Here is a 14,154-nt window from a genome sequence, read left to right on the forward strand (position 1 = left end):
GCAACATTAAAATAAAATTATGTTATAATAAGTTAAATTAGAAAAATGGAGGGGCATATGAAAGTATTAAATGAGGAAAAGTTAGAGAAGTTAAAAGAGATAGAAGAAGATTTAAGTATTTATAACGTTGAATCACTAGATTTAAAGGGGTTTTTGGAAACGTTAATCGAAAAAGATTTTATTATAATAATACCACCAATTATAGACGAAATTGAAGATCAAAATTATCAATATATTACTTTGGAGAATAACGTATTAAAAGGTGGGAGCTCAAGGAAACCGGGAAATATTATATTAAATATTGAAGATTTTTTAAATACAATTATTCCTGTTTCAATTTCTTTTACTACTGCAATAAGTAATAAAGATATTACAAAAAAGGTAATGGGTTTATTGGGGGTTATTTGTTATTTAACTCAAAAAATGAAAATTGATATATCAGTTGATCAAGCATTTGTACTTAGAGTTATACATCGTAAGTGTAAGAACAGAAGCGGATTTACAAGTGAAGAATGTTATAAAGAAGTAAATATAATGAGGAAAAAAAGTAACAATCAAATTTTAAGTTCAATCCAATATAGCAATATTCTTGATGATTTATGTAAAATTAATTGTATTTCAATTGAAAATGATATTATTTATTTAAAAGAAAAGATAAAGATAAAATATTAGGAGATATCTAATGAGAGATGTAGAGTTTAAAGGTAAAAATAAGAATACATTAATAGGGCAAGATAGGCCTATAGCAGTAAATGTAAATGTGGGTGTATCTTCTGATATAAAAGAATATATGGATATTGAAAAACAAAAGATAAATAAAATTCTAGAGTTGGATAATTTACCGGATTTGATGATGGATTTAAGTTTAACTAATGCTAATGGTTATTTGTACGAATATATAGAGGAAAAAATTGGATGTCCTGTCGGTATAATACCACATTACTATTGCATAAATGAAACAAATGAGATAGATAATAAAAGATTGATATATGAAATGGAAAGAGCAGCGTTTAGTGGGGTATCATGGTTTGTTATTCATCTTACTCCTACCAAAGAACGTATTTTAAAGGCAATAACTAGTAGAAGGATTCCTTTTTCATCTCGAAGTGCAACAATAATAATTAAAGATATGATAAAGAAAAACAGAGATAGGAGTATATATTGGGATGTACTTGATGATGTAATTAGAATATGTAAGCAATATAAAGTGAATATATCGCTAGGCTCTGCATTTAGAGCAGCAATAATCGATGAAGCATTAGATGAGGTTCATTGTGATGAATTGATGGAATATAGAAATATACTTAAAATATTTAAAAATGAAGGAATAAATGTATTTACAGAAGGGATAGGTCATTGTGATATTAAAAATATAGATAAATTTATAGATATAACTAATAAGACAGATGTACCAATAATGCCATTAGGGCCATTATTTAGAAATTTATTTAATAGTGATGATGATATATCTAATGCTGTAGGTTTCTATTTAAGTATAATAAAAGGAGCTAACTTTAAAATTATTAATTCAATTACTCCAGAAGAGCATAGTGGGGGAATACCTAATATTGATAGTATAATTAGAGGATATAATGTTGCAAGAAGTTGCGCGGATATGTGTAATGAATATATGAATGTTAAGTCATCAAGAAGTGGAAAGAGTATGTGTACAATAATAGATGAAAATTATAAAGGATGTAATAGATGTGAGCAATCTTGTCCTACTAAATTTGTTCAAGAGAACAAAGAACTAATTTTAAAATGGTTAAATAATTAAAAATGATAGAAAATACTTTTGATAATTCTATATTTTTTCCATTTACTGATCCGTTTATACAAGTGAAATATAATTATAACATTAATGAGCTTGAGTATCTATTAAAATTATGCTTTTTTATAGGAAATCCCATATATATAACAGGTGCAAATTTATGGCAAAGTAAATTATCAATCGAACTTTTTAATCGTGCTAGAATATTATTCGACTTAAAGGAAGAAAAATGTTTAGGGTCAATTAAGTTATCTACAAGGAATCTTGATAAAGTTACTAATGTATTTTCTGAATATTTCAATCAAAGGCTTTATGAAAAGGAACATTATATAACTCTTCCAGGAAATTTACAATTGTTGGATTATCAAATTCCACAAACATATTTAGTAGCAGAACAATTAGACAATATTGCAAAACCTTTTATGCGTATTGGTGGTAATGTAACAAAAGTTTTAGCAAAAAATATACAAGCATATTTCAAGAATAATAGAATAATTGCTAGTAAAGTAAACGAAGATATTTTAAAAAATGATATATCAAGAGCAACAATAGCTCATAATATAATTACTTCACCTTATAGCAATGAGGCTAAAGAAAAATTTATAATGGAGAGTAATAGAGAATATTACATAGCAAATGCAGTATCTAATGAATGTTTATTAATATATCCTGAAACTAAGAAGAAAATAATTTTATATGATTTAAACAGAAATTTGCAATATAACGTTATAAATTTATTTAATTCAATAGGATTAAACATTAATAAGATAAATAGTATATCATATGATGCTTTATATATATTAGAAAAAAGTAGACTATTAAATAAGTTTAGAAAATATATATTAAACGATTATTTGGATAGTACCAAGATAATAAATAATGTTAAAATATTAAAAATAATGACAGAGGTTATTAATAAACTATGTACAGATAATTATTATTTAAAAAGATTAAAAGACACTACACAAGAAATTTATTTTGAAAAAGATATTTTGAATGAGAAAATAATTTTTTATTATAATCTACATTTTAATTTAATAAATGGAGCTGAAGATAATATGAAAGATGTAAATATTTCAGATTTAACAAATGAATGTATAAATAAATTTAGTTTAAGTGAACTAAAAGATATAGCAAATGAAGTATGTGGAAATTATGAACTATTCCCTCATAGTACTATAAGCGAGCTAGCGAGAGAATTATGTTCAGATTGTAAAAGAAAAAATACAATAGATAAATTATTATCTGCGTGTATGAAGAAAAATATAAATTTTAACCTATATACAGAAGATTTATTTTTAAAAAATTCAATTACAGATTGGAAAGCAAGTGATGAAAAAGGTAAAAAATATACAATAGGAGAATATAGAGAAATAGTAAATAGAAGTTACAAATTTCATTCTATAAATTTTATTGAAATGGGTTTACAAATGAAGAAAAGAGTTTGTTTACTAGAAATTAATTGTGAGGATGAACCACAATATAAAGCCACAGGTTTTTTAATTAATGATGAATATATTATTACTAATAAACATGTTATTCCATATCCAGAGAGTGTAATAAATTCTTCAGCGTTGTTTGATTATGAAGAGTCTGCAAGCTCTAAAAAGTTTAAGTGCAACTTAGACCATAAAAATACTTATATTTCTGAACAATATGATATTGCAATTACTAAAATATTAAAAACAGAAAATAGTGAATACTTTTTGGATTTACCTAAATTTGAGATAGGAGATCCTAAAGAAAATGATTGTATTCCAATAATTCAACATGCAGATGGTATGCCTAAGCAGATATGCATAGGATATAATAGTTTAAAATATGCAGATGATGAAATTTTACAGTATGTAACGAGTACGTTACCAGGATCGAGTGGTGCTCCAATTTTTAATTCGGAATGGAAGGTTATTGGAATTCATAGTAAAGGTGGCGAAATAGAGCCCAAGAGTAACGATTTATTGTATAGAAACGAAGGGATAAGTATTAAGTGCATTAAGAATTTTTTAGATGATTGTGGTATAAAAATTAATAAAGATGAGTTGAATTTAAGTAGGTAATTATCAAGAATAAGTTGATTTTATGGTAGATTTTAAGAGTCACGCTTCGCCTCCACCATATAAGAACTATAATATTGATACAATAGAAAGCCTTTGATTTTAGGGGCTTTTCGTGTTTCTTTGGAAAAAATCAAGTACTTGAAAAGTAAGAGCTGAAGATAAAAATTGGAAATATAATTGAAAAAATGTACCCATCTTATGTATTTTAGTAAGGTGGGTGCATTTTTTTAGTGGGAGTGTGCATCTTTTGGCAAAAAGGAATTTGTGAGAAAATATTTGTAATATGATGTTTAGATTTAATGAATAGAATATAATTAAGATAGTATTGCGAATAGGAGTGATTAACAATGAAGTATAGTGAGGCAAGAGAAGTATACAAAAACAAGTGGATATTATTTCAAGCTATTTCTGCTTATTCAGAGGGTGGCAAAAGAATTGTAACTGATTTAGTTGTTCTAAAAAGTTATGATAAGGGTAATGACGCATTAAAGGATTATGCAAATTATCATAAAGCTGATAAACAAAAGGAATATTATGTTTATAATACAACTCACGAGACTTTAGATATAGAGGAAAGAGCTTGGATAGAAGTAAGGATAAATGGTTGATTTAAAATTTAGATACGGATTACCATTTTGTAGGGTAGAAGAAATTGATATAACTATAGATATGAATGATTCCATTGAAACTATACATGGTGTAGGTGGAAGTGAATTTGTGTATAAGAAAACTATTGATGAAATTAGGCTTAATGATTTACATAGTAGAGATGTTAATGTGGAAATAGGAATTATGGATTATGGGTTTAATATTGATGGAATAATTGGAATAGATTTTTTAAGACAAATTGGTGCAATTATTTATTTTGAGAAAATGAAAGTGTATAGCAGAAGTGACAATGAAAAATAAATATATTCCCTTTAATAGAATCCAATACATTTGTTATTAAAGCTCCTCCATTTGTATAAATTTTTACTCAAGATGGACATTAGATGTCCGTATTGTTGGAGTATATTTTAAACATAGAAATTTGGAGGAATTGATAAAATGGACATGTTAAATCGAGAAGTTACTTATGTATATGAGATAAAGTATAGTAAAGAAAGTACAAATAAGAAGAATAGATGTTTAGTTAAGAGCAGAATAAAGCCGAAAGATATATGTGATTTAATATTATACATTCAATATAAATATAAGAGTATTATTCCACAGTCAGATTTAACAGAATATGATGTTAAAGAAGTATTAGTAAACTGTTATGAAGCAGAATGTATTAACAATTTAAATGCTGATGAGATTATATATTTGCAAGACAATTTTAAAAGGTTATGTAATAACGATAAAGGAAAGAAAATAATTGATAATATTTCAAGGTATGAAGTTAAGGGGCTGATAGGAGAATTACAAAAAATAGTCTATTTAGCAATAGAAATGTGGAGATGATTAAATATTATATAGAATCTTTTTCACCAGTATCTGGTGATACAAAAGATATGTGCTGGCACAGATTTTTTTCAACATATCAAGGAGAAGTACAAATATATTGGAAAGAATTACTGCCTATATATGCTAATTAATATTTGCTAGAATTACAGATATCACAAGGTAGGTGGTTGTAATGGCTAGCAATAAAACCTTTTGTTATTGGACGTAAAAATTGGCTATTTTTAAATACACTTAAATGTGCAAAAGCCAGTGCGCTTCTTTATAGTATAATTGAAACGGCAAAAGCTAATAATCTTATAGTTGAAAAATAAATAAAAAATCTATTTCAGATATATGAAATTTTAAAGCCCTGTAATTTGCCATACTTAAGTAACTTACAGGGCTTATTTTAGCATTCTTAAATTTAGATTATTAATGCAAGTTATGTCATCTTAATAATCTAAATATTTTTTTGATATGATTATGTTATTAATTTAACAATAAATATAAAAATAAGGGTATTAAGGAAAAAATTACTTTAAATCAATGATGTAAAAATTGATTTAAGGACTTATATATATATAACTTTTTATAATAGAGAAAATTACCAATGTAAACATTTACTGTTAAATTATTAACAATTGTTTACAAGCAGTATTTGAGGAGATATAATGAAATTATAAATTGGTCCTACCTATTTATGATTGGTATGACAAGTACGTATGAATTTATAGGAGGAAAATTATCTTTGATTATAGGAATATATTAAATCTAGGAAAAGAATATTAATAAACTTGTTAATATCATTAAATTAATGTAAATGGTAAAGGGGAGAAAAAACATGGAAATTATGTTATGTGTAAAACAAGTTCCAGATGACTCTGTTGAAATTCATTTGGATAAGGAAGCTAAAAAACCCAAGTTAAGTGGAGTGAGTTTGGTAGCAAATGCATTTGATACATATGCATTAGAGCTAGGAGTCCGCTTGACTGAAGCACATGGAGGGAAAGTAAGTGTATTAACAGTTGGAGCAGAAGATTCTTTAAACACCTTGAAAAATTGTCTTTCTGTAGGAGCTAAAGAAGCATTTTTTGTAAAAGATGATTTATATGCAGATTTAGACTCCCTTGGAACAGCTCATGTTTTGGCAGATGCTATTAATAAAATTGAAAAGGACAAGGGTAAAAAATTTGATTTAATTCTTTGTGGAAAGGAATCTACAGATGAAATTACTGGTGAAGTTGGAGCAATGCTTGCTGAAAAGCTTAAAATGGGTTTTGTAAGTAGTGCAATTGAAATAGGTCTAAAAGATAATGATTTGGAAGTTCATCAAGAAACTGATGAAGGATATAATTTAGTTTCTTTAAAATCACCAGCAGTAGTAACAGTAAGTAAACCAAATTATGATCCACGTTACCCTACGATTAAAACTAAGATGGCAAGTCGTAAGGCAGTAATTCCAACTTACTCAGCAGCAGAAATTGGAGAGGTAAAACAAGCAAAAGTATGTTGCATTAAATATGTTGAACCTTCTAAGAAAGAAGCTGGTATCAAGATTAAAGAGAAAGATGCTGTGCTTGCAGTAAGTGCTGTTATGGAACAAATGAAAAAGGATAAGGCAATCTAAATTAAGGGGGAAAAGGAAAGTATGAAAGCATTATTGTTTATTGAAACAGATGGAGAAAAAGTATTGGGAGGAAGCCTAGAACTTATTAGTGCAGTAAAAGCATTAGAGGCAGAAGGAACAGCTCTTGTAGTAGGTAACAGGGCTTTAGCAGATACAGTAGCAGAGTTTGGAATTCCAGTTATTTTTGCAGATAATGCGGATGACTGTGATACTTTGACAGAAGTATTAGCAGAAACTGTTAAGGAACAAAATCCAGATATTATTCTATTAGCTAATACAGCACTCGCTAAAAACATTGCACCACGTATTGCTGGACGAATGAGTTTAGGCTGTGTAAGTGATGTAACAGGAATTAGTAAAAGCCATGATAAAGTTATATATACCAGACCAGCTTATGGCGGCACAATTTTGGAACATATTGAAGTAGAAGGCACTGCTATAGTTACAGTTAGAAATGGAAGCTTTCCAAAGCCAGAATCTGCTTCAAATGCAAGTGTTACAGAAAAGAAGTTTGAAATTTCATCTAATGTTATTAAGACAAAAATTGTTGATGTAGTAAAAGAAATTTCTGAATCTGTTAATTTAGAAGAAGCTGAAGTTATTGTTTCTGGTGGACGTGGAATGGGAAATGCAGAAAATTTTAAACTTGTTGAAGAATTAGCACGTGTACTTGGTGGTGTAGTTGGTGCAACAAGACCCGCAATTGAGGAAGGATGGATTTCTCGTGCACATCAAGTTGGACAATCAGGAAAAATTGTAGCACCAAAACTATATATTGCATGTGGTATTTCTGGAGCAACACAACATACATCTGGAATGACAGGTTCAGGTTATATCGTTGCAATTAATAAAGATGAAGAGGCTCCAATATTTGAAGTTTCTAACTTGAGTATTGTTGGTAATGTTGCAGAAATTCTTCCAGTTATGATTGAAGAAATGAAAAAAGCAAAAGCACAGTAAAATTTTTTCTAAGATAAAGGGTTATTTCACTAAAAGCTATTGCAATAACTTAAAAATAAATCTCAATTCACAAGAATATGAAATTAAATATAAAATTTTACACTTGTACACTTAGAGAATTATTAAAAATAAATTAATAATAAACGTAGCATATAAAAAATAATTATATTCGTATATTTTTAAAACAGTATTAATTAGCAAGTGGAGAGATGGATAATTATAATACCATGGTGATACCAATTTGTGAAAGATTATACCACTTAAGAATTAAATAAGGAGGATATGAAATGCTGTTTTTAAAATTCTTAATGGCCATAGCACCAATTATTTGGCTTATAATTGCACTTAGCGGATTAAAAATGCCAGGTTTTAAAGCCTGTTTAATTACACTTGTTCTTACAATGATTTTAGCTATTTTCTTCTGGAATTTGAATGTCATTTATACTATGACAGGAGTATTAGAAGGAATACTAAACGCATTGTGGCCAATTTGTCTAGTTATTGTTGCAGCTTTGTTTACGTATAATTTGGTTCTACGTACAGGCGCAATGGATTCCATTAAAAAAATGTTAGCTGGAGTTTCTAGAGATAAAAGAGTATTAATATTAATTATTGGATGGGGCTTTGGTATTTTCATGGAAGGAATGGCGGGATTCGGTACAGCAGTTGCTATTCCAGCATCAATGCTCGCTGGTCTTGGATTAAATCCAATTTCAGCAGTTCTAGCATGTTTAGTTGCCAATACAGCGCCAACTGCTTTTGGATCAGTTGGAATACCTTTAGTAACACTTTCTGAAATAACGAAAGTTGGAGCTAACTCACTAGCAGCAAACACAGCGATAATTGAAGCGTTTATCCTTTTTATAAGTCCATTTATTATGGTATGCATTGTAGGTGAGGGAATAAAGGCACTTAAAGGGGTATTTGTTGTTACCTTGGTTGCTTCATTATCATTTACAATACCTGCTTATATTACAGCAACAGTACTTGGACCAGAATTACCAAATATAGTAGGATCTATTTGTTGCATGATATGTACAGTTGCTTCAGCAAAAATATTTAATAAAAATCCTCAAGAAGAATATTGTATTCAAGTTAATGAAAAACAAGAAGAAACAACTTTATCATTTAGTAATGCAGTAAAAGCTTGGTGCCCATTTATTCTAATATTTTTAATGTTAATGTTTACTTCAACATTATGCCCACCAATTTATGATGCAATTGCAGGATTTAAAACTAGTGTAATTGTATATGCAGGTAAAGGAGGAAACACTTTAACCTTTAGTTGGATTAATACACCGGGTGTAATTATCTTTATTGCGGCCATTATTGGAGGGTTTACACAAGGTGCAAAAGTGCCAATGATGTTTGAGGTATTAAAAGGTACATTAAAAGCAAACTGGAAAACGATTGTAACAATTTGTGCAGTTATGTCAACCGCAAAAGTAATGAGCTATAGTGGAATGATTTCAGATATTGCAAGTTTTTTAGTTGTAGTTACAGGAGGAGCATATCCATTAATTTCACCATTAATAGGATCTATTGGAGGCTTTGTCACAGGCTCAGGTACATCTACAAGTGTTTTATTTGGAGGATTACAAGTACAAACAGCACAAAAACTCGGACTTTCAGCAGCATGGATGGGTGCAGCCAATACACTTGGAGCAGGTATAGGAAAGATGATTTGTCCTCAAAGTATTGCAATTGGCGCAAGTGCAATAGGCAAATCTGGTTCGGAAAGTAAAATTTTAAGAAGTGTATTTAAATATTATATATGCTATATAACTATTAGTGGAATCCTATGTTTTATAGGTACACGTTTATTTAGTTAAGAGATAATAAGTAAGATATAAGTAGTATTTAGAGATAAAAGATAAGAAATAAGTAGTATAAAAATATAAGGGATGAAAGATCTCAGGTAAAATTTTAGGAAATAATTTAAATTTGGCACTAAATAAATTAGAAAGGAAATGATTATTATGGCTGAGTATAATCAATTAACAGAAGAATTAATCATGAAATTACAGGAGGCAGCTCCAGGGCATATTTTAACAGGTGAAGATATAAATGAAGATTATAGTCACGATGAAATGCCTATCTATGGAAAAGCAGCTCCACAAGTTGTATTTATGGCACATTCTACTGAAGAAGTTTCAAAGGTAGTAAAAATATGTAATGAAAATAAAATACCAGTAACTCCAAGAGGGGCAGGAACTGGGCTTGTAGGTGGAGCAGTTCCATTACTCGGAGGAGTTTTAATTGATATTACAAAGATGAATAAAATACTTTCTTATGACTTAGAGAATTTTATTGTACGTGTAGAGGCTGGTGTTTTATTAAACGATCTTGCAGAGGATTGTTTAAAAAAAGGATTATTATATGCTCCAGACCCAGGTGAAAAATTCGCTTGCCTAGGTGGAAATGTTGCAACTAATGCTGGGGGAATGAGAGCTGTAAAATACGGTGCAACACGTGATTATGTACGTGCCATGAAGGTTGTACTTCCAACCGGTGAAGTAACAGACTTTGGAGCTACAGTATCGAAAACAAGTTCAGGTTATAGTCTTTTGAATTTAATGATTGGTTCAGAAGGTACTCTTGGAGTTATTACTGAACTTACACTTAAAATCATGCCAGCACCAAAGGTAGTTGCAAGTTTAATTATACCTTTTGAAAATTTAGATGATTGTATTGCTACTGTTCCTAAATTTAAAATGGAACACATGAATCCGCAAGCTATAGAATTTATGGAAAGAGAAATCGTTTTATCTAGTGAAAGATATATTGGAAAAAGCGTATTCCCACAAGTAATTGATGGAGTAACTGCAAATGCTTATTTACTTGTAACTGTTGATGCCGGTAATGAAGATGAGTTAAATAATCTTATAGAACAAGCTAGTGAAATAGTATTAGAATCAGGAGCAATTGATGTGCTTGTAGCTGATACACCAGCAAAAATTAAGGATGCGTGGGCTGCACGTTCTAGTTTCCTTGAAGCTATTATGGCAGAAACAAAATTATTAGATGAATGTGATGTTGTAGTTCCAGTAAATAAAATTGCTTCTTATCTTGCATTTGTAAATAAAACTGGTGAAGAGTGTGGAATAACTATTAAAAGCTTTGGACATGCAGGAGATGGAAATCTTCACATATACCAATGCAGTAATGATTTAGAAGAAGGAGAGTTTAAAACAAGAGTTGATAAATTCTTTAAGATTATTTACGAGGAAGCAATAAAATGTGGAGGCCTTGTTTCAGGAGAACATGGAATTGGTAGTGGAAAGGTTAGCTATTTAAGAGATAGCATTGGAGAAGTAAATATGGAATTAATGAAAGGCATTAAAAAAGTCTTTGATCCAAATTCCATTATGAATCCAGGTAAAGTATGTAGCCAAATAGAAGGTTTAAGTTCATAATAAAAAAGTTTATATATATAAATATCTCATAAAAGTAAAAAAAAGAAAAATAAGCGTATCCTACAAAAAGTAAAAAGGAAAAGATGTTCCACAAAACAAGAAAAGGAATTAAGAAAAAACAATTGATATCCAACAAATTATAAAAAGGAAAAAAGGAAGGCAGGAGATTAATATGAATTTTAGACAAGATGAAACCCATGAACAATTACAAGAAATGTATCGCGAGTTTGCAGAAAATGAGGTAAAACCAATCGCAAAAGAAATTGATGAAAGCATGCGTTTTCCAGAAGAGAATGTAGCAAAAATGGCTGAAATGGGCTTACTTGGAATTCCATTTTCTGAAGAATACGGCGGAGCTGGAATGGACACATTAAGTTATATACAATGTGTAGAAGAATTATCTAAATGTTGCGCGACAACAGGTGTTATTGTTTCAGCACATACAAGTCTTTGCGCAACTCCAATTCATACTTTTGGTACAGAAGAGCAAAAAGTAAAATATTTAAAACCACTTGCTTCAGGTGAAAAATTAGGTGCATTTGGATTAACAGAACCTGTTGCTGGAACTGATGCCTCTATGCAAAAGACAACAGCAGTACTTGAAGGAGACCATTATGTATTAAATGGAAGCAAGATTTTCATTACAAATGCAGGATATGCAGATATATATATTGTTTTTGCTATGACAGATAAGAGCAAGGGAACAAAGGGTATTTCAGCATTTATCGTTGAAAAAGATTTCCCAGGTTTTTCTGTTGGAACTCATGAATTAAAGATGGGAATTCGTGCATCTTCTACATGTGAATTATTCTTTGATAACTGCATAGTTCCAAAGGAAAATCTTTTAGGAGAAGAAGGTAAAGGATTCGGAATTGCAATGGCGACTCTTGATGGAGGACGTATTGGTATTGCAGCACAAGCTCTTGGTATTGCAGAAGGTGCAATAGAAGAAACAGTAAAATATGTTAAAGAGCGTGTTCAATTTGGAAAATCAATTTCACAATTCCAAAATACTCAATTTGAACTTGCACAAATGCGTGCAAGTACAGAAGCTGCAAAACTTTTAGTATATCAAGCAGCATGTGCAAAAGATGATCATGTAAAATATACACATTTAGCTGCTATGGCAAAATTGGTTGCTTCTAGAAATGCTACTAATGTAACAAATCGTTGCCTGCAATTATTTGGTGGCTATGGATATTCAAGTGATTATCCAATTGAAAGAATGATGCGTGATGCTAAGATAACAGAAATCTATGAAGGAACATCAGAAGTTCAAATGATGGTAATTTCAGGATGGATGCTTAGATAAGCCACATTTTAAGAACTAATAAATTTGCTCTTTAGTTAAACACATTTAAATAAACTATGAAAATAACAAGTTCAACTATATATTATAGGGAACTTGTTATTTTTTATGTCTTTAATTGGATGGAGTGCTTTTTTATTCTTTAAGAATTTATAATACATTACATATTAATGAAGGTAAGAAAACAAAGATGAGGGCGGTAGATATTGTAGGCACACTTTGCAATATTGAGGGCATGACAAAAGAAGATATAGGAATCATCAATATATATGTTAATTTTCATTCAACTTATTTTTGGTTCAAATTCTCAGCTTCGTGCCATTGCAGAAGTATATGCATGTGATGATAATAAAGAAAAATTTATACAGGATTTCATATTTGCATGGAATAAGATAATGAATGCAGATCGTTTTGAAATTAAATAAATTATTTAAATAGCTTTAACTAAGTTAATTTTAAACTTAATTAAGGCTATTTTAGATTACAAAATCTACAATAACAAAGATAAAAAATGGTGAAGACTAGAAATAGTTTAAGAAATATGCTATTTTTTAAATGATATAGAATGTTTGGAAAATATTCAGAATTTTAAATACAAAAAGTAAAGAATGTATTTAGTTAATTCATAAAACATATATATTAATTTCAAATAAAGGCTAAAGAGACTTTAGGTTTTGGAGGATGGAAATGAAATATAGTGTTAAAGATTTATCAAATATATTAGGAATAACAACAAGTGCAATTCATTTTTTTGAAAAAGAAAATTTAATTAAGGCAAATAAAGAGAAAAATGGATGGAGATATTATAATGTAGTTGATGTATTTCGCTTGTTATCGTATACAAAGTATAAAAATATGGAAATGCCTATGAAGGCTATTGTTAAGCAGTTTAGTGGGGAAGAGAGCAGCTATTTATCTACTAAGAATAGAATTGAAGAATATAAAAGAAAAGCTGAAGAAAAAAGTAGGTATTATAAAGAACTTGCAGATTCAATAGAAGAAAATTTGAAAAGCATACGTCTTATTAATGAACTTCTTGATAAATATGAATTTGTTAAATCTCCAGAAATATTAATGTTGTATGATGATGAATGCGGGTGGATATCTAGAAATAGACAAGCTCAAAAGATAGTTCAACAGTGTGTTAAAGCAATGCCCATAGTTCAGCTAGGTGTGATTAAGCATAGAGATAATAATACATGCAATTTTGGATATATGATTTTAGATAATCATATAGAAAAGTTTAATATTTCTTTGGATTTGCATAAAAAAAGTTTAAAAGCTACTTCATGTCTTCATACAATTCAAATTGTTGATGATGAATTAACAAAAAATCCTGAAGTAACTTTTAAAAGAGCAGAAGAGTATGCTAAGTCTAGAGGATTTGAAATCATAGGAGATACAGTTGGAAAAATTCTTCTTGTGGATGTTGAGAAACCAGCTAAATTACGCACATATATAGAAATATGGATACCTATAAAATAAATATTTGATAAATTTGTCACAATAACTATTGAAGTTAAAGTTCCTTTATGCTCTATAATGATTTTTAGAGGTAGGTATTACCAACTATAAAATTATTTTAGAGA

At 29.3% G+C, this 14,154-nt stretch carries 13 protein-coding genes and 2 pseudogenes; all 15 read left to right on the forward strand.

Annotated elements, in window-relative coordinates; genetic code table 11:
• The first annotated feature begins 57 nt into the window (after positions 1-57).
• The 15 genes and pseudogenes from NG918_RS12020 to NG918_RS12090 all read left to right on the forward strand — a co-directional run bounded on the left by NG918_RS12020 (position 58) and on the right by NG918_RS12090 (position 14,050).
• A complete protein-coding gene (locus NG918_RS12020; RefSeq protein ID WP_252212775.1) occupies positions 58-672 on the forward strand; it encodes a hypothetical protein in 615 nt (204 codons plus the stop codon).
• A 10-nt stretch (positions 673-682) separates the two neighbouring features.
• A complete protein-coding gene (locus tag NG918_RS12025; RefSeq protein WP_252212774.1) occupies positions 683-1,777 on the forward strand; it encodes a phosphomethylpyrimidine synthase ThiC in 1,095 nt (364 codons plus the stop codon).
• A 2-nt stretch (positions 1,778-1,779) separates the two neighbouring features.
• Complete coding sequence (locus NG918_RS12030) at positions 1,780-3,828, forward strand: trypsin-like peptidase domain-containing protein (RefSeq protein ID WP_252212773.1); 2,049 nt, start codon at positions 1,780-1,782, stop codon at positions 3,826-3,828.
• 347 nt (positions 3,829-4,175) lie between these two features.
• Positions 4,176-4,436 carry a hypothetical protein gene (locus NG918_RS12035; RefSeq protein ID WP_252212772.1) on the forward strand — a complete coding sequence of 87 codons (261 nt, stop codon included), beginning with the start codon at positions 4,176-4,178 and terminating at the stop codon, positions 4,434-4,436.
• Complete coding sequence (locus NG918_RS12040) at positions 4,429-4,737, forward strand: pepsin/retropepsin-like aspartic protease family protein (RefSeq protein WP_252212771.1); 309 nt, start codon at positions 4,429-4,431, stop codon at positions 4,735-4,737. Before NG918_RS12035 ends, NG918_RS12040 begins: the two co-directional genes overlap by 8 nt.
• A 138-nt stretch (positions 4,738-4,875) precedes the next feature.
• Positions 4,876-5,271 (forward strand): hypothetical protein, encoded by a 396-nt coding sequence (locus NG918_RS12045; RefSeq protein ID WP_252212770.1) that lies wholly within the window; start codon positions 4,876-4,878, stop codon positions 5,269-5,271.
• The gene (locus NG918_RS12050; protein ID WP_003374230.1) at positions 5,268-5,405 is read left to right on the forward strand and encodes a hypothetical protein; all 138 of its coding nucleotides are present in this window, start codon (positions 5,268-5,270) and stop codon (positions 5,403-5,405) included. The genes NG918_RS12045 and NG918_RS12050 overlap by 4 nt, the downstream gene beginning before the upstream one ends.
• A gap of 689 nt (positions 5,406-6,094) precedes the next feature.
• Complete coding sequence (locus NG918_RS12055) at positions 6,095-6,880, forward strand: electron transfer flavoprotein subunit beta/FixA family protein (RefSeq protein WP_252226376.1); 786 nt, start codon at positions 6,095-6,097, stop codon at positions 6,878-6,880.
• 21 nt (positions 6,881-6,901) lie between these two features.
• A complete protein-coding gene (locus tag NG918_RS12060) occupies positions 6,902-7,840 on the forward strand; it encodes an electron transfer flavoprotein subunit alpha/FixB family protein (protein ID WP_252226378.1) in 939 nt (312 codons plus the stop codon).
• 287 nt (positions 7,841-8,127) lie between these two features.
• Positions 8,128-9,672: an L-lactate permease gene (locus NG918_RS12065; RefSeq protein ID WP_252212768.1), complete on the forward strand. Its 1,545-nt coding sequence runs from the start codon at positions 8,128-8,130 to the stop codon at positions 9,670-9,672.
• A gap of 147 nt (positions 9,673-9,819) precedes the next feature.
• Positions 9,820-11,256 (forward strand): D-lactate dehydrogenase, encoded by a 1,437-nt coding sequence (locus tag NG918_RS12070; protein WP_252226381.1) that lies wholly within the window; start codon positions 9,820-9,822, stop codon positions 11,254-11,256.
• 172 nt (positions 11,257-11,428) lie between these two features.
• On the forward strand, positions 11,429-12,568 hold the full coding sequence (locus NG918_RS12075; RefSeq protein WP_252212766.1) for an acyl-CoA dehydrogenase: 1,140 nt from the start codon (positions 11,429-11,431) through the stop codon (positions 12,566-12,568).
• Positions 12,569-12,725: 157 nt separating this feature from the next.
• Positions 12,726-12,833 (forward strand): annotated as a pseudogene (locus NG918_RS12080) (DbpA RNA binding domain-containing protein); the annotation flags it as partial.
• A 13-nt stretch (positions 12,834-12,846) separates the two neighbouring features.
• Positions 12,847-12,990 (forward strand): annotated as a pseudogene (locus NG918_RS12085) (catalase-peroxidase 2); the annotation flags it as partial.
• A gap of 262 nt (positions 12,991-13,252) precedes the next feature.
• A complete protein-coding gene (locus NG918_RS12090) occupies positions 13,253-14,050 on the forward strand; it encodes a MerR family transcriptional regulator (RefSeq protein WP_252212765.1) in 798 nt (265 codons plus the stop codon).
• Positions 14,051-14,154: the final 104 nt, after the last annotated feature.

The organism is Clostridium sp. ZBS2 (assembly GCF_023845855.1).
Classification (GTDB): Bacteria; Bacillota; Clostridia; order Clostridiales; family Clostridiaceae; genus Clostridium; species Clostridium aquiflavi.